The organism is Curtobacterium sp. VKM Ac-2865 (assembly GCF_015350905.1).
In the GTDB taxonomy this organism is placed as follows: domain Bacteria; phylum Actinomycetota; class Actinomycetes; order Actinomycetales; family Microbacteriaceae; genus Curtobacterium.
This window is the reverse complement of the sequence record NZ_JADKRZ010000006.1, coordinates 149,752-164,597: the sequence shown is the minus strand read 5'-3', so window position 1 is coordinate 164,597 and position 14,846 is coordinate 149,752. Positions and strand designations below refer to the sequence as shown.

The 14,846-nt window shown below is 70.4% G+C and carries 15 protein-coding genes; 3 read left to right on the top strand and 12 right to left on the bottom strand.

Annotated elements, in window-relative coordinates:
• Position 1: 1 nt before the first annotated feature.
• The 3 genes from ITJ54_RS14995 to ITJ54_RS14985 are packed head-to-tail and all read right to left on the bottom strand — an operon-like array spanning position 2 to position 2,488.
• Complete coding sequence (locus ITJ54_RS14995; RefSeq protein ID WP_194629614.1) at positions 2 to 1,228, bottom strand: DUF6892 domain-containing protein; 1,227 nt, start codon at positions 1,226 to 1,228, stop codon at positions 2 to 4.
• Positions 1,146 to 2,219 carry a redox-regulated ATPase YchF gene (ychF, locus tag ITJ54_RS14990; protein WP_194629613.1) on the bottom strand — a complete coding sequence of 358 codons (1,074 nt, stop codon included), beginning with the start codon at positions 2,217 to 2,219 and terminating at the stop codon, positions 1,146 to 1,148. Before ychF ends, ITJ54_RS14995 begins: the two co-directional genes overlap by 83 nt.
• A gap of 59 nt (positions 2,220 to 2,278) precedes the next feature.
• Positions 2,279 to 2,488 (bottom strand): hypothetical protein, encoded by a 210-nt coding sequence (locus tag ITJ54_RS14985; RefSeq protein ID WP_194629612.1) that lies wholly within the window; start codon positions 2,486 to 2,488, stop codon positions 2,279 to 2,281.
• A gap of 136 nt (positions 2,489 to 2,624) precedes the next feature.
• On the opposite strand from ITJ54_RS14985, the gene ITJ54_RS14980 reads away from it, so the two are divergent.
• From ITJ54_RS14980 to ITJ54_RS14970, 3 genes are all read left to right on the top strand, one after another.
• Positions 2,625 to 3,086, top strand: coding sequence for a hypothetical protein (locus ITJ54_RS14980; protein WP_194629611.1), 462 nt, complete (start codon positions 2,625 to 2,627; stop codon positions 3,084 to 3,086).
• Positions 3,087 to 3,140: 54 nt separating this feature from the next.
• On the top strand, positions 3,141 to 3,776 hold the full coding sequence (locus ITJ54_RS14975) for an exonuclease domain-containing protein (protein WP_194629610.1): 636 nt from the start codon (positions 3,141 to 3,143) through the stop codon (positions 3,774 to 3,776).
• 123 nt (positions 3,777 to 3,899) lie between these two features.
• Positions 3,900 to 4,658 carry a GntR family transcriptional regulator gene (locus tag ITJ54_RS14970; protein ID WP_194629609.1) on the top strand — a complete coding sequence of 253 codons (759 nt, stop codon included), beginning with the start codon at positions 3,900 to 3,902 and terminating at the stop codon, positions 4,656 to 4,658.
• Positions 4,659 to 4,682: 24 nt separating this feature from the next.
• Here ITJ54_RS14970 and ITJ54_RS14965 read toward each other — a convergent pair whose 3' ends face one another.
• The 9 genes from ITJ54_RS14965 to ITJ54_RS14925 form a co-directional block, all read right to left on the bottom strand.
• Positions 4,683 to 5,090: a tautomerase family protein gene (locus ITJ54_RS14965; protein WP_194629607.1), complete on the bottom strand. Its 408-nt coding sequence runs from the start codon at positions 5,088 to 5,090 to the stop codon at positions 4,683 to 4,685.
• 121 nt (positions 5,091 to 5,211) lie between these two features.
• Positions 5,212 to 6,405, bottom strand: a complete 1,194-nt coding sequence (locus tag ITJ54_RS14960) for a Gfo/Idh/MocA family protein (RefSeq protein ID WP_194629605.1) — start codon at positions 6,403 to 6,405, stop codon at positions 5,212 to 5,214.
• Positions 6,406 to 6,410: 5 nt separating this feature from the next.
• On the bottom strand, positions 6,411 to 7,550 hold the full coding sequence (locus ITJ54_RS14955; protein ID WP_228509486.1) for a transaldolase family protein: 1,140 nt from the start codon (positions 7,548 to 7,550) through the stop codon (positions 6,411 to 6,413).
• Entirely contained in the window at positions 7,547 to 8,416 is an 870-nt protein-coding gene (locus ITJ54_RS14950) for a sugar phosphate isomerase/epimerase family protein (protein ID WP_194629603.1), read from the bottom strand. The genes ITJ54_RS14955 and ITJ54_RS14950 overlap by 4 nt, the downstream gene beginning before the upstream one ends.
• A 3-nt stretch (positions 8,417 to 8,419) precedes the next feature.
• Positions 8,420 to 9,466 carry a Gfo/Idh/MocA family protein gene (locus ITJ54_RS14945; RefSeq protein ID WP_194629601.1) on the bottom strand — a complete coding sequence of 349 codons (1,047 nt, stop codon included), beginning with the start codon at positions 9,464 to 9,466 and terminating at the stop codon, positions 8,420 to 8,422.
• An 85-nt stretch (positions 9,467 to 9,551) separates the two neighbouring features.
• Positions 9,552 to 10,487 carry a sugar phosphate isomerase/epimerase family protein gene (locus tag ITJ54_RS14940; RefSeq protein ID WP_194629599.1) on the bottom strand — a complete coding sequence of 312 codons (936 nt, stop codon included), beginning with the start codon at positions 10,485 to 10,487 and terminating at the stop codon, positions 9,552 to 9,554.
• A gap of 33 nt (positions 10,488 to 10,520) precedes the next feature.
• Positions 10,521 to 12,404 (bottom strand): 3D-(3,5/4)-trihydroxycyclohexane-1,2-dione acylhydrolase (decyclizing), encoded by a 1,884-nt coding sequence (iolD, locus tag ITJ54_RS14935; RefSeq protein ID WP_194629883.1) that lies wholly within the window; start codon positions 12,402 to 12,404, stop codon positions 10,521 to 10,523.
• 17 nt (positions 12,405 to 12,421) lie between these two features.
• Complete coding sequence (gene iolB, locus ITJ54_RS14930; RefSeq protein ID WP_194629596.1) at positions 12,422 to 13,318, bottom strand: 5-deoxy-glucuronate isomerase; 897 nt, start codon at positions 13,316 to 13,318, stop codon at positions 12,422 to 12,424.
• 11 nt (positions 13,319 to 13,329) lie between these two features.
• Positions 13,330 to 14,841 (bottom strand): CoA-acylating methylmalonate-semialdehyde dehydrogenase, encoded by a 1,512-nt coding sequence (locus tag ITJ54_RS14925; protein ID WP_194629595.1) that lies wholly within the window; start codon positions 14,839 to 14,841, stop codon positions 13,330 to 13,332.
• Between the last annotated feature and the right edge of the window lie 5 nt (positions 14,842 to 14,846).

The window sequence follows — 14,846 nt, the reverse complement described above, 5'->3', positions numbered from 1 at the left end:
ACTACGACACGGTGATCCCGTGATCGGTGAGCACGGTGCGCGCACGCGGACCGAGGAACCCGCCGATGTCGTCCACCGCACGGAGCCGGGTGAACGGCGCGAGGTCCTCAGCGATGAGGCTCTCGATGTCGAAGGAGTTGTCTTCACCATCCCACTGCGGGATGAGCTGGAGGTACACGTCGTTGCCGCCGTCCAGCACCAGCGTCTCGACGTGCTCCGCGAGGCGTGCCGGGATCGGGAGATCGCGGAACCAGTCGCGGACCGCGGGGATGACCTCGTACCCGATCTCGTCCGGATCGAATGACCGAGCACCTTGATCGCGTGCGAAGTCGTGGACATCGAACCGGGGCGTGAGCAGGTCCTGCCCGAACATCAGCTCCTCGATGATCGCGAGCCGGAACGGGAACGACGCGATCTCCACCACGGGCTCCGTCGCAGCCGGCACCTCCCACGTGCCAGAGGACTTCTCGACCAGTTCCGGTGCGCGGTAGCCGATGATGACCTCGCGGAACGGGTTTGTCGCCGCACGCACCACCCGCGCGAGCTCATCGGTGCTGCTCTTGGCGAAACGCTCGGCGAACGGCATCGTCCGGATCTCGCCGCACTCCGTCTGGTTGAGGAAGAGGAGGCTCTCCCAGTGCCCCACTTCGGCACGGACGAAGACGGACCCCATCCGCAGGTCGGATTCTGGAACCGTGTCGAGCGGGTCCTCGCCGCCGATCGTGAACGCGCCGACGAAGACGTTGCCGGAGTGCAAGCCGAGCAGTTCGGGCGGCTTGGAACTCCGCCAGTCAGGGTCGTCGGCCAGACGGATCGACAAGTCGGTGGCCTCGTCATCGCCCTTGGTGTAGACCCGCACACCTGATCGATCCCAGATCACCATCGTGCTGCGGACGACCCCGCGCTCGTCTGGGTCCAGGTCGTCGGGAGACACCACACGGGGCTCCCCGAGGAGCGCGCTGAGTGCGGACACGCTCAGCGTCTCATGCAGCGTGTCGTCGATGGTGACGCCCGCCTCCGTGACGTCGATCACGTGGGACTCAGCGGGCGGAGGTGGCGCGTCGGCGGTGCGCTGCTCGCGGTCTCGCCTTCGGAACCAGGCCATCATTCTCCCCATGAGCCGTGAGCCGCAGCGCGGGTCGTCCTCAGTTGTTGAAGCGGAACTCCACCACGTCGCCGTCCTGCATGACGTAGTCCTTGCCCTCGATGCGGGCCTTGCCGTGCGCACGGGCCTCGGCGATGGAGCCCGTCTCGACGAGGTCCGCGAACGAGATGACCTCCGCCTTGATGAAGCCCTTCTCGAAGTCGGTGTGGATGACGCCGGCTGCCTGGGGAGCCTTCCACCCCTTGCCGATCGTCCACGCGCGGGACTCCTTCGGGCCGGCCGTCAGGTAGGTCTGCAGCCCGAGGGTGTCGAACCCGATGCGTGCGAGCTGGTTCAGCCCGGACTCGGTCTGCCCGGTGGACTCGAGCAGCTCGGCGGCGTCAGCGGGGTCGAGGTCGATGAGCTCCGACTCGACCTGGGCGTCGAGGAACACGGCCTGGGCGGGGGCGACGAGCGCCGCGAGCTCGGCCTTGCGGTCGTCGTCGGTCAGGATCGCCTCGTCGACGTTGAACACGAAGATGAACGGCTTGGCACTGAGCAGCCCGAGCTCGGCGATCGGCGACAGGTCGATGTTCGTGGCGGACAGCAGCGTGCCCTGCTCGAGCGTGGCGCGGACCTCGCGAGCGGTCTCGAGGACGGCGGGCTCCATCTGCTTGAGCTTCACCGCCTTCTCGTAGCGCGGCATCGCCTTGTCGACGGTCTCCATGTCGGCCAGGATCAGCTCGGTGTTGATGACCTCGAGGTCGTCCTTCGGGGAGACCTTGTTCGCCACGTGCACGACGTCGTCGTCGGTGAACCCGCGGACGACCTGCGCGATGGCGTCGGCTTCGCGGATGTTGGCGAGGAACTTGTTGCCGAGCCCCTCGCCCTCGCTGGCGCCCTTGACGATGCCGGCGATGTCGACGAACGACACCGGCGCGGGCACGGTCTTCTCCGACTTGAACAGCTCAGCGAGCGTGTCGAGCCGCGGGTCCGGCAGGTTCACCACCCCGACGTTCGGCTCGATGGTCGCGAACGGGTAGTTCGCCGCCAGGACCGAGTTCTTCGTGAGGGCGTTGAACAGGGTCGACTTGCCGACGTTCGGGAGACCGACGATTCCGATGGTGAGAGCCACGGGAGGACAGCCTACCGGCGGCTGCCTGCCGGAGCCGACCCGGGCCTCCAGTCCGCTCGTCAGGCGGTGTTCGGGAACGACCCCAGCGTGGTGAGCCACAGGACGACGGTGAGGACGCCGCCGAATCCGCCGGCGACCACGACCGCGATCGCGACACCGGTGCTGGCCAGCGCGATAGCGAGGGCGATCGCGCGTCGCGCGGTGTGCGGAGGCGCGTCCACGGGCTCGGCCTGCGCCAGCAGGTCGTCGAGGTCGCGCGGCTCGCCCATGTCGTGAGGGTACCGGAGAGGGGTCCTCTGATCGGAGGATCGACTCCCCTGATCGGAGGACGTCACCACCCACAGGCGACACGGACACCGCTGCCACCTGGCAGCCTGGGTGGGACGCAACAGACGGAGGACAGTCATGTGGTTCGAACGCGACCGGCTCGGCGTGCACTCGATGGGCTTCGACGCCCGCGACCAGCGGCGGTGGTTCACACCGGAGACGATCGCCGCGCTCGAGGCCATGCCGCCCCGCGAACTCGACGCCCTGCACGACGCCCTCGCCGAGCTCGAAGCGGACGTCCTGGTCGAGTACGACCCCGAGGACGCCGCCATCGACCACCAGGAGGAGGACCGCTGGCGGATGGTCGCGCCGCCCGCGGACGCAGCCTTCCCCACGATCACCGAGGACTTCGCCGGAGCGATCGAGGCGCACGTCCGGAGCCTGCCGCCGCGCTGGCGTCTCGACGGGGCGGCACTCGCGTTCGAACTCGTCGGCACGGTCCTCCGGCCGTGGTGGACGGCGGAACACGCGCGACGCACGAGGACTTGGCGGATCACCGCACGTCGACGCCGCGGCACCCGCAGGACCCGCCGCCGCTGACGCAACGCCGACTGGCCTTCGGGCGATGTCGGAACCCCGTGCGACGATCGGGACGTGTCATTGGACTTCACCGCGATCGACTTCGAGACCGCCAACAGCTCGCCCGCCAGTGCGTGTTCCGTCGGCCTCGTGAAGGTCCGCGCGGGCCGGGTCGTCGAACGGGCGTCCTGGTTCATCCGCCCGCCGTTCGGCCACGACGCCTTCCTCGAGTGGAACACCCGCATCCACGGCATCGTCGCCGAGGACGTGGTCCGCGCCAAGACGTGGGAGCAGCAGTACCCGGACATCGTGGCCTTCGCGGCCGGGGACGTCCTCGTCGCCCACAACGCGCGGTTCGACATGGGCGTGATCGCGGGCGGCTGCTCGGCGACGGGCATCGAGTTGTCCGAGCACCACTCGATGTGCTCGCTCGCGGTGGCACGCAAGACCTACACGCTCGACTCCTACCGCCTGCCGGTGGCCGCGATGGCCGCGGGGTTCGAGGACTTCCAGCACCACGACGCAGCCGCTGACGCCGAGGCCTGCGCTGCGATCGTCGTGCACGCCGCCCAGCGTCACGAGGCCCCCACGGTCGAGGCGCTCGGTGCCGCGACCCGGGTGACGATCAACCCCGTGCGGATCCCTGCCGAGAAGCCGCGGGCCACGAACCAGCCGCGGCTGTCGAACCGCCCGATGATCTTCGCGGACTGACCGGAGCCGTTCGGGACGGACTGACTGCGGTTCGGCGCCCCGGGCTGCGGGAACCGCGATGGTAATGTCACGACAATCCCGGGCGGCACCGTTGCCGCACCCCGCATCTCCCGAAGGACAGCGATGACCAACGAAGGCCAGGTGCCGTCCGACCTGTTCATGGACCTGGACCGCTCGGGTCCGATGCCCCTCTACTTCCAGGTCGCCTCGCGCATCGAGGAGTCGATCCGCTCCGGCGCGATGCCGCCGGGCTCCCGGCTGGAGAACGAGATCGCCCTCGGCGAGCGCCTGGGGCTGTCCCGCCCGACGATCCGTCGCGCGATCCAGGACCTCGTCGACAAGGGCCTGCTCGTCCGGCGGCGCGGGATCGGCACGCAGGTCGTGCACGGCCCCGTCACCCGCAAGGTCGAGCTGACGAGTCTGTTCGACGACCTGACGCAGGGGTCACAGAAGCCGACGACGAAGCTCCTGGAGCGCAGTGACGTGCCGGCGAGCGCCGCCGTCGCCGAGGCGCTCAGCGTGCAGCCCGGCACGACGGTCGTCCACATCCGCCGGGTGCGGTTCGCCGAGGACGTGCCGATGGCGATCCTCGAGAACTACCTGCCGCCGGAGTTCCTCGAGATCACCGACACGGACCTGCAGTCGCACGGGCTGTACCAGCTGCTCCGTGCGCGCGGGGTCACGATGCGGGTCGCGAAGCAGCGGATCGGCGCCCGCGCGGTCTCCGACGAAGAGGCGGGCCTGCTCGAGATCGAGGACGGCGACCCCGTCCTGACCATGAGCCGCACCGCGTACGACGCCTCGGGCCGCGCGGTCGAGTACGGCGTGCACTGCTACCGCCCCGACCGCTACTCGTTCGAGGTCACGCTCGTCGACAAGTAGGCGCCGGCTGACCTTTGCGCCTGCCTACCCTGCCGACGGCACCCCGAGTTCGCCCGTGACGTACTGGGCGCGACCGAAGCCGAACGACCAGTCCTCGGGCCCGTTCTCGACGTAGCCGATGAAGACGTCCTCCGTCGCGACGCCGACCGCCACCAGCCGGTCGTGGATCGCCGTGTAGAGCGTCGTCTTGGCGTCCTCGGTCCGGCCGCGCTGCGTGAAGACCTGGATCATGACGACGCCCTCGGTGCGCTCGAACCCCAGCCCGGCGTCCTCGGCGATGATCTGCTGCGCCGGGTGCTCGGTGACGATCTGGAACCGGTCACGCGGCGGGATGCCGTAGACGTCGACGATCGCGGTGTGGATCGCGTCGGCGATGGCGCGGACGGCTTCCGGGCTGCGCCCGGCGGCCAGGTCGATACGGACGAGCGGCATGGTGCCTCCTGCTGGTCGAGACTTTGTCCTGACAAAGTACCACGGCTCTGGACGGAACCAGAGACGGACAGGAGGCTCGGCGCCCGCTAGCAGCGAGCCTCCTGTCCGTCTCGGTGACCGGCTAGAGCACGGGGGTCGCCGCGTCGGCGGTGAGCGGTCCGTCGACGCGGGCGACGTCGTGCCAGGCCCCGTCGGCGAGGGAGGCCTCAGCGGCTTCGACGACGGAGGCGGCAGACAGGCCGTCGGCGACGGACGGCGCGAGCTGCTCTCCGCGACGGACACTGGCGACGAACTGGGCGGCCTCGATGGTCTTCAGGTCGTCGTAGCCCATGGCCGTTCCCGCACCCGGCTGGAAGCGGCCGAACTCGCCGTCCCCCGGGCCGACGTGGTGGGTCGTGTAGCCGGAGGCCTCGTGCCCGTCGAGCGCGACCTGGAGCTCGTTCATCCGCTGGAAGTCCCAGCGCACGGAGCCCCGGGTGCCGTAGACCTCGATCGTGTACTCGGCGTGGGGTCCGTGCATGACCCGGCTCGAGTCCATCGTGCCGACCGCGCCGCCGTCGAAACGGAGGAGCAGGGCGGCGTAGTCCTCGTTCTCGACGGCTCCCAGCGCACCGGTGGCCGCGGCGCTCCGGTCCACGATCCCGGAGCCGGGGACGGGACGCTCGGTGACCACGGTGTCGGCGAGCGCGGTGACGCTGGCGATCCGCCCGACCAGGTACTGCGCCAGGTCGAGGCCGTGGGAGAGCAGGTCGCCGAGGACACCGGACCCCGCTCGGTCCCGCTCGAACCGCCAGGTCAGCGGTGCAGCCGGGTCGGCGGAGTAGTCGGCGAGGAACGACCCGCGCACGGTCGTGACCCGGCCGAGCCGACCGCTCCGGACCAGCTCGCGGGCGCGTTCGATCGCGGGGGCGTGCCGGTAGTTGAAGCCGACGCTCGTGATCACGCCCGAGCGCTGGACGGCCTCGTGGATCCCGCGCGAGTCCTCTGCGGAGCGGCCCATCGGCTTCTCGATCCAGAACGGCTTGCCCGCCTGTGCGGCGGCGACGGCCATCTCACGGTGCAGGAAGTTCGGCGAGCAGATCGAGACGACGTCGACCGCGGGGTCCGCGAGGACCTCGTGCCAGTCGGCGACCGCGCGCTCGTACCCGAGACGGTCGACGGCCTGCGCACGGGCCTCGGGGATCGGGTCCGCCGCGACCACGAGCCGAGGCTGCGCGCCGAGCTCCGGGAAGTGGTCGGGCAGCGCGCGGTAGGCCCGCGAGTGCAGCCGTCCCATCCACCCGACGGAGACCAGTCCGACGCCGATGGTGTCCATGGCGCTCAGACGGCCGGGACGATGATGTCGCGGACCAGGGCGTCGAGCTTGGCGTCGGCGTCGAGGAACTGGCGAAGGGTCGTGACGGTGGCACCGAAGCGGTCGAACTCGTCGATCGTCATGCCGTCCTCGTCGTACCCGCGGGCGAACTCCGGCGTGGCCGCACGGAGCGCGTCGAGCACGTGGGCTGGGACCTCGTCGTCGATGGCGTCGGGGCGGAAGGGGAACGCGTTGTCGTTGATGTCCTTCGACCACTGGAACGGTGGGGACACGACCAGGTCACCGCCCTGGAACTCCGACCACTGCAGGGCGTTCCGGAAGGCCGCGACGAGCACCCGCGAGCGGAACCCGCGCTGTCGGAAGACCCGGTAGGCGTTCTTCACCGCGGCGACGCCGGCCCACTCGAGGTACCCGGGGTCGATCATCACGTGGTCGCGCTGGACCGAGGTCTTCAGCCAGTCGTCGAAGCGCCCGGCCATCAGGGTGACCACGTGGCCGAACTCCTGGTCCGGCAGGCCGTCCGCGGCACGGCGGTGGAGCGCGCGCTCGATGGCCTCGCCGACGGCGACGACCTGCGGCACGGTGAAGGACACGGTCGCGTTGATGGAGACGCCACGGTAGGCGGCTTCCTCGATCGCGGCGATCCCGACCTTCGTCGCGGGGATCTTCACGATGACGTTCGGCGCGAGCCCCGAGAACCGGACGGCCTGCTCGACGAGGGCGTCCTGGTCGCGGTGGAAGCGCGGGTCGGTCTGCATGCTGAGCCGGCCGTTGCGTCCGCCGGAGGCCTCGAACGCGGGCAGGAGCTGGGCGGCCGCGGCGATCGAGAGCTCCTCGACGGCCTTCCAGCCGATCCAGGACTCCCCCGCCGTCGGGTGCTCGGCGGCGATCTGGCGGATGCGCGGGACCCACGTCTCCGGGTCCTGCTGGATGCAGGTGTACGCGATGACCGGGTTGCACGTCGCCCCGACGGCGCCGTACAGGTGGATGGCGGTCGCGAGCTCCCGCGGGTCTGCGGAGTCGTTCCACAGGGCGGTCGGGGTCTGCTCGGCGGCCTGGAGGGTGACCGGGCGGGTGTCGGCCCCCGTTGACGGGTCGGCGCGCTCGCTCGTGGTCGATGCGGTGTCGGTCGGTGCAGTCGTCATCGGTGCAGTCCCTTCGTGATCGTGTCGAGCTGGAAGCGCGAGACCTCGTCCGCGTTCTCGTCCTCGGCGAAGACGCTCGACACCGCGACGGTGTCCTCGCGCGCCGAGAAGCCGACGCGGTCGAGCGCTGCCCAGAACCGGTCGAAGTCGACGTCGCCCTGCCCCACCGGCAGGTGCTGGTGGACGCGGACGGCGTTGCCCGGCGGGTTGGTGATGTAGCGGAGGCCGTGCGAGCGCTGGTGGTCGTAGGCGTCGGCGACGTGTACGAGCTGCAGGGAGTCCCCCGCGGCGTCGATGACCGCGTCCATGTCCCCGCCGTAGTGGAACGTGTGGCACGCCACGTAGACGAAGCCGACGTGCTTGGAGTTGAGCCCGCGGATCACCCGCAGGGCTTCGAGGCCGTCCTCGACGAAGTCGTCGGGGTGCGGGTCGATGAGGACGCGCAGGTCGGCGGCCTCGATCACCGGCAGCAGTTCCTCCATCGCCCAGTAGAACTGCGCCTCGGACTCCTCCGCGCGCTCGGGGCGCCCCGAGAACTCCGTGTTGATGGTGTCCACCCCGAGGCGCTGGGTGATCTCGATCACGCGCTTCCACTGCTTGACGGCGGTCTCGCGGGTCTCGCGGTCGGGGCCCGACCAGCGGAGCACCGGCAGGACGCTCGCCACCTGCACCCCGGCATCCGTGCAGGCCGCGGCGAAGGCGTCGACGAGGTCGTCGTCGGCCTTCGGGTGCCGGAAGAACGGGATGAAGTCGCGGTGCGGGGTGAGCTGGAGGTACTCGTACCCGAGGTCGGCGACCTTCTGCGGGAACTCGAGCAGCTCGAGGTCGTGGTGGAACGGTGTGGGGTCGAGGGCGATCTTCGGCACGGGCTACGCCTCCGCGGGCACCGGTGCATCGGCGTAGAACGCCGGCTTCGCGACCGCGTACTCGACCTGCTCGTGCGCGCCGGTCTGCTGGGCACGGACGGCGACCTCGGCGACGACGGACGCCGTGTAGCCGTCCCAGGCGCTCGGGCCGTCGATGCCGCCGAGCCGTGCGGCGTCGACCCAGCGCTGGACCTCTTCGTCGTAGGCGGCGGCGAAGCGCTCCTTGAACGACGGGGTCACGCCCTGTCCGGACACGCCGCCGGAGACGACGAGCTGCGAGGTCTCGCGCCCGATGTACGCGACGCCCGACTCGAACACGGCGTCGGTGGTGACCTGGTAGCCGAACTGGGCGTTGACGTTGATCTCGACGATCGCCATGGTGCCGGACTCCGTCGTGAACAGCACGAACTGCGGCTCGGGCAGGTCGGCGGGCGCGAGGGAGTTCTGACGGGGCTTCTTGACCTCGACGCTCGTGATCGCCTCGCCGGTGATGAACGGGATGATGTCGATCTCGTGGATCACCGAGTCGTGGATGAGCATCGACTCGCTGAAGTTCGGCGGCGTCGTCGGGTTGCGGTGCGCGTGGTGCAGCGCGAGCAGCGCGCCGTTCGCCCCGGACTCGCGCAGGGCCTTGAGCTCCTGGTAGCCGGTGTCGAAGCGACGCATGAACCCGACCTGGATCTTCGGTCGGTCGGCCTTCGTCTGCTCGAGCTCGACGATCCGCAGCGAGTCCTCGGCGCTCGTCGTGAGGGGCTTCTCGCACAGCACGGTGAGGCCGCGCTCCAGGGCCGTCACCAGGATCGGCTCGTGCAGGAACCCGGGCGTCGCGATGACGACGGCGTCGATGGGGGTCAGGTCGAGCGCCTCGTCGAAGGACGCCGCGGTGACGGCACCCGGCGCGACCGCGGCAGCCGCGGCAGCGCGGGCCTGGTCGGGCTCGACGACGGCGACGACGTCGGCGTTCGAGATCTTCGCGGTGATGCGGCGGACGTGGTCAGCGCCCATCATGCCGGCGCCGACGACGGCGACGCGGAGGTTTCCGGTGGTCATGTGGTTCTCCTGTGGTGGACGACTGTGTCGCGGACCGCCGTCGTGGGCGACGGCGTGGTGATGGTGATGGTGATGCGGACGGCGCTCAGGACGCCCGGGCGGCCGACGTGGACCCGAGGATGTGCTGGAACGTGCGCTCGGCGATCGGGCCGGGGGCGTCGACGGAGCAGCCGTACATGTCCTGCTCGACGATGCCGAAGATCTCCGGGTTGATCCGGGCCACGGCCTCGATGATCGGTGCAAGCTCCGGCGTGCCGCGCGGCGGCTCGGTCATGATCCCCTGGGCGACCGCGGTGGCGAAGGGGACGTCGTTCTTCAGCACGTCGAACAGCAGGTCGGTGTCGACCTGCTTGAGGTGCAGGTAGCCGATGCGCTCGGGGTGCTCGGCGATGAGCTTGAGGGAGTCGCCGCCGTAGTACGCGAAGTGGCCGGTGTCGAGGCAGAGGTTCGTGTAGGCGGGGTCCGTGACCTCGAGGAAGCGCACGGTCTCCTTGTACGTGCCGACGTGGCTGTCGGCGTGCGTGTGGAACTGCTGGTGGACACCGAACTCCTCGAGCAGCGCCTTGCCGAGCTGGTCGTGCCCCCTGCCCAGACGCTGCCACTGCTCGTCGTCCAGCGTGCGGGCCTCGAGCACCTCGGCGGTGGCGTCCGACCGCCACAGGTCCGGGATCGTCACGAGGTGCTCGGCGCCGAGCGCAGCCGCGAGCCCCGCGACCGCGACGGCCTGGTCCCACGCCCGCTGGAACTGGTCGTCGCCCTTGTGGAACCCGGTGAAGACCGTGCCGGCGGACAGCTTGAGCCCGCGGGACTCCAGCTCGTCGGACAGCTGCGCCGGGTCGGTGGGCAGGTAGCCGTAGGGGCCGAGTTCGATCCACTCGTACCCGGCCGCGCTCGCCTCGTCGAGGAAGCGCTGCCACGGCACCTGGGCCGGGTCGTCCGGGAACCACACGCCCCACGAGTCGGGGGCGGTGCCGATCCGGATCGAGGACGGGGTGCCGGTGGTGGTGGCGGTGTCGGTCATGACGTCGCTGTCGCTCTCTGTGTCGTGGTGGTGTCAGCCGAGCAGGGGTCGCTGCGCGGCGAGGTGCTGCTCGTAGTCGGCGCGGGCGGCCCGGGTGCTCTCGAGCGTCGAGGTCTGCGCGACCGGGACGTCCCACCACCCGTCGCCGTCGGGTGCGTAGACCAGCGGGTCGGAGTTCACGTGGATGAGCGTCGTGTGCTCGTTCGCCTTGGCCTGACGCACGGCTGCCCGCAGGTCGTCGATGGCGCCCGGCCCCGGCTCGACCTCGATCACGTCGACGCCGTAGGACCGGGCGTTCGCCGCCAGGTCGACGGGCAAGGGCTCGCCGTCGTCGAACGACTGGGTGGCGTCGTCGAGGTAGCGGTACCGGGTGCCGTAGCGCTCCGACCCGACGGTCTCGGAGAGGTGCCCGATCGACGCGTACCCGTGGTTCTGGATGAGCACCACGATGATCTTCAGGCCCTCGGCCACCGCGGTGACGAGTTCGGTGTGCAGCATCAGGTAGGAGCCGTCGCCGACCATGACGATGGCGTCGCGGTCGGGTGCCGCACGTCGGACACCGAGCCCGCCGGCGATCTCGTAGCCCATGCACGAGAACGCGTACTCGACGTGGTACCCGAGCTCGTCGCGGACCCGCCAGAGCTTGTGCAGGTCGCCGGGCAGCGAACCGGCCGCCTGGATCACGACGTCACGGGGGTCGGAGGCGGACTGGACGGCTCCGATGATCTCCGACTGCCCGGGCAGCGCGGCACCCGTCGGCGCGAACGCGTCGTCGACCAGGGCGTCCCAGGACCGCTTGCGGTCCTCGATCTCGCCCGCGTAGCCGTCGGAGACCGCGTACGACGCGAGCGACGTCGTCAGCGCGACCAGGGCCTCCCGGGCGTCAGCGACGAGCGGCAGCTGACTGCCGTGCTTGTAGGCGTCGAACGCGGCGACGTTCACGTTGACGAAGGTGACGTCCGGGTGCTGGAAGGCCGTGCGGGACGCCGTCGTGAAATCGCTGTACCGGGTACCGATGCCGATCACGACGTCGGCCTGCGCGGCGATCGCGTTCGCGGCAGCCGTGCCCGTCGCGCCGATGCCGCCGAGGTACTGCGGGTGGTCCCAGGGCAGGGCGCCGCCACCAGCCTGCGAGGTGCCGACGGGGATGCCCGTGGCCTCGACGAAGGCCCGCAGCTCGGCGGCCGCGTCGGAGTACAGGACCCCACCACCGGCGACGATCACCGGGCGTTCGGCGGCCTGGATGGCGGCGACGGCCCGGGCGAGCGGTCCGTGCTCGGGCAGGGGCCGGCGGACGTGCCACTCCCGCGGCGCCAGGAACGCGGTGGGCACGTCGAGCTGCTCGGCCTGCACGTCCTCGGGCAGGGCGATCGTGACCGCACCGGTCTCGGCCGGGTCGGTGAGCACCCGCATCGCGGCGAGTGCGATCGAGAAGAGCTGCTCCGGACGCTCGACGCGGTCGAAGAAGCGCGACAGCGGACGGAACGCGTCGGTGACCTGCACCGAGGTGTCGTGCGGCATCTCGATCTGCTGCAGGACCGGGTCGGTGGTGCGCGTGGCGAAGGTGTCCGACGGCAGCAGCAGCGCGGGCAGTCGGTTGGTCGTGGCGAGCGCGGCACCCGTCAGCATGTTGGCCGCGCCCGGGCCCACCGAGGCGGTCGCGGCGAAGGTCGCGCGTCGCCGGTGCATCCGTGCGTACCCGACGGCCTGGTGCACCATCGCCTGCTCGTTGCGGGCCTGGTGGTACGGCAGCAGTCCGGGCTGCTCGACGTGCAGCTGCTTGATCGCCTGGCCGAGACCGGCGACGTTGCCGTGCCCGAAGATCCCGAAGATGCCCGGGATCGTGCGCTCGCGGACGTCGCCGTCGACGGTCCACTGGTTGGCCAGGAACTCGACGAGTGCCTGGCCGACGGTCATGCGGCGTGTGGGGGTGGTCACGCGGGCTCCTTCTCGTGCGTGTAGGGCAGTCGGGGGTCGATCGTCTCCGACTCCCACACCTGGCGGACCCACCCGTGGGCGGGGTCGTCGGTGATGTTCCAGACGCGCTCCGGGTCGGGCCCGGCCATCACGTTGAGGTAGTACATGTCGTAGCCGGGCGCCGCGACGGCCGGACCGTGCCACCCGTACGGCACCAGGGCGACGTCGCCGGTGCGGACCTGGCGGAACTCGTCGATCGGGCGGTCGTCCGAGGCGTACGTGCGGTGCAGCGCGAACGGGTCGGCCGACTCGGGGGCGTCGACACCGCGGGCCACGGCGGACTCGTAGTAGTAGATCTCCTCGAGGTCGGACTCCTGCCCCGGACGGTGCGTGTCGTGCTTGTGCGGCGGGTACGACGACCAGTTGCCCGCGGGCGTGATGACCTCGCACACGATGAACTTCACGGCGTCGAGCGCTGCCGGGGTGCCGAAGTTGTGCACCTGTCGGCTCGACTGGCCGGCACCGCGGAGCTCCACGGGGACGTCCTGCCGGGGCACGTAGGTCGACGGCTTGTGCTCGTCCGTCGGGGCCTCGGCGACCGCGAACCGGCCGCGTCCGGTGATCGTCGCGGCGATCCCCGACCCGAGGTACAGGACGTCGGTCGGCCCGTCGAAGACGCTCGAGCGGCCCTCGAGACGCTGCGTCGTGTCGCCGTACGTCACGGTGAAGCTGCCGGCGAGGGGCACCACGATGCGCTCGACGGCGTCGGACGGCAGGTGCAGCTCGTCGCCGTCGGACAGCGCACCGGTCCGCAGGCCCGTGTGCGCCCAGCCGTCGATGCGGCCGTCGACGACGTCCGTCCAGCCGTCTTCAGGTCGCGAGCCGGCCGGGATGAACCAGGTGTCGTTCGTCATGTGCGGGGCCGTCAGCTGTTCGACGGGAAGCCGAGGTTGATGCCGCCGTGCGACGGGTCCAGCCACCGGCTCGTGATGGCCTTCTGGCGCGTGAAGAAGCTCACGCCGTCGGCGCCGTACGCCTTGTGGTCACCGAACAGCGAGTTCTTCCAGCCGCCGAACGAGTAGTACGCCACCGGCACGGGGATCGGCACGTTGATGCCGATCATGCCGACCTGCACGTCGCGCTGGAACCGCCGGGCAGCGCCGCCGTCGTTCGTGAAGATCGCGGTGCCGTTGCCGAACGCGCCGGAGTTGATGAGCTCGAGACCCTCTTCGTAGGTGGCGACCCGGACGACCGAGAGCACCGGCCCGAAGATCTCCTCGGTGTAGACGCGGCTGGTGGTGGGGACGCGGTCGATCAGCGTCGGGCCGAGCCAGAAGCCGTTCTCGTCACCGTCGGGACGGACGGTGCGGCCGTCCACCACGACCACCGCACCGTCCTGCTCAGCGACCTCGATGTACGAGGCGACCTTGTCCCGGTGCTGCTGGGTGACGAGCGGGCCCATGTCGCACCCGCGACGCCCGTCACCGACGCGCAGGGTGGCCGCGCGCTCGGAGATCTTCGCGATGAGCTCGTCGGCGACGGGCTCGACCGCGACCACCACGGAGATCGCCATGCAGCGCTCCCCGGCCGACCCGAAGCCCGCGTTGATGGCGTTGTCCGCGACGAGGTCGAGGTCGGCGTCGGGCAGCACGAGCATGTGGTTCTTCGCGCCGCCGAGGGCCTGCACACGCTTGCCGTGCTTCGTGCCGGTCTCGTAGACGTACTGCGCGATCGGCGTGGAGCCGACGAAGGAGATCGACTGCACGTCGGGGCTGGTCAGCAGGCCGTCCACGCTCACTTTGTCGCCGTTCAGCACGTTGAAGACGCCGTCGGGCAGCCCGGCCTCGGTGAACTTCTCGGCGAGCCAGAGCGCGGCGCTCGGGTCCTTCTCGCTCGGCTTCAGCACGACGGTGTTGCCAGCGGCGATCGCGATCGGCAGGAACCAGAGCGGCACCATGGCGGGGAAGTTGAAGGGGCTGATGATGCCGACGACACCGAGCGGCTGTCGGATCGAGTAGACGTCGATCCCGGTGGAGACCTGGTCGCTGAACTCGCCCTTGAGCAGCTGCGGGATGCTCGTCGCGAGCTCGACGACCTCTTGCCCGCGGGCGATCTCGCCGAGGGCGTCGTCGAGGACCTTGCCGTGCTCGCTCGTGATGATCTCGGCGAGCTCGGCCTTGTCGCGGTTCAGGATCTCGCGGAAGGCGAAGAGGACCTGCTGGCGCTTGGCGAGCGACAGGTCGCCCCACGCGGGGAACGCGGCCTTGGCGCTGGCGATCGCGGCCTGGACCTCGGCGTCGTCGGCGAGCGCGACCTGCTTCGTCGCGACCCCGAGTGCCGGGTCGTAGACGGGCGCGGTACGACCGGACGTCGAGGCCACGCGGGCCCCGTCGATCCAGTGGCCGATCGTCGTGAGAGCAGTGTCGGTGAGCGTCATGCGGT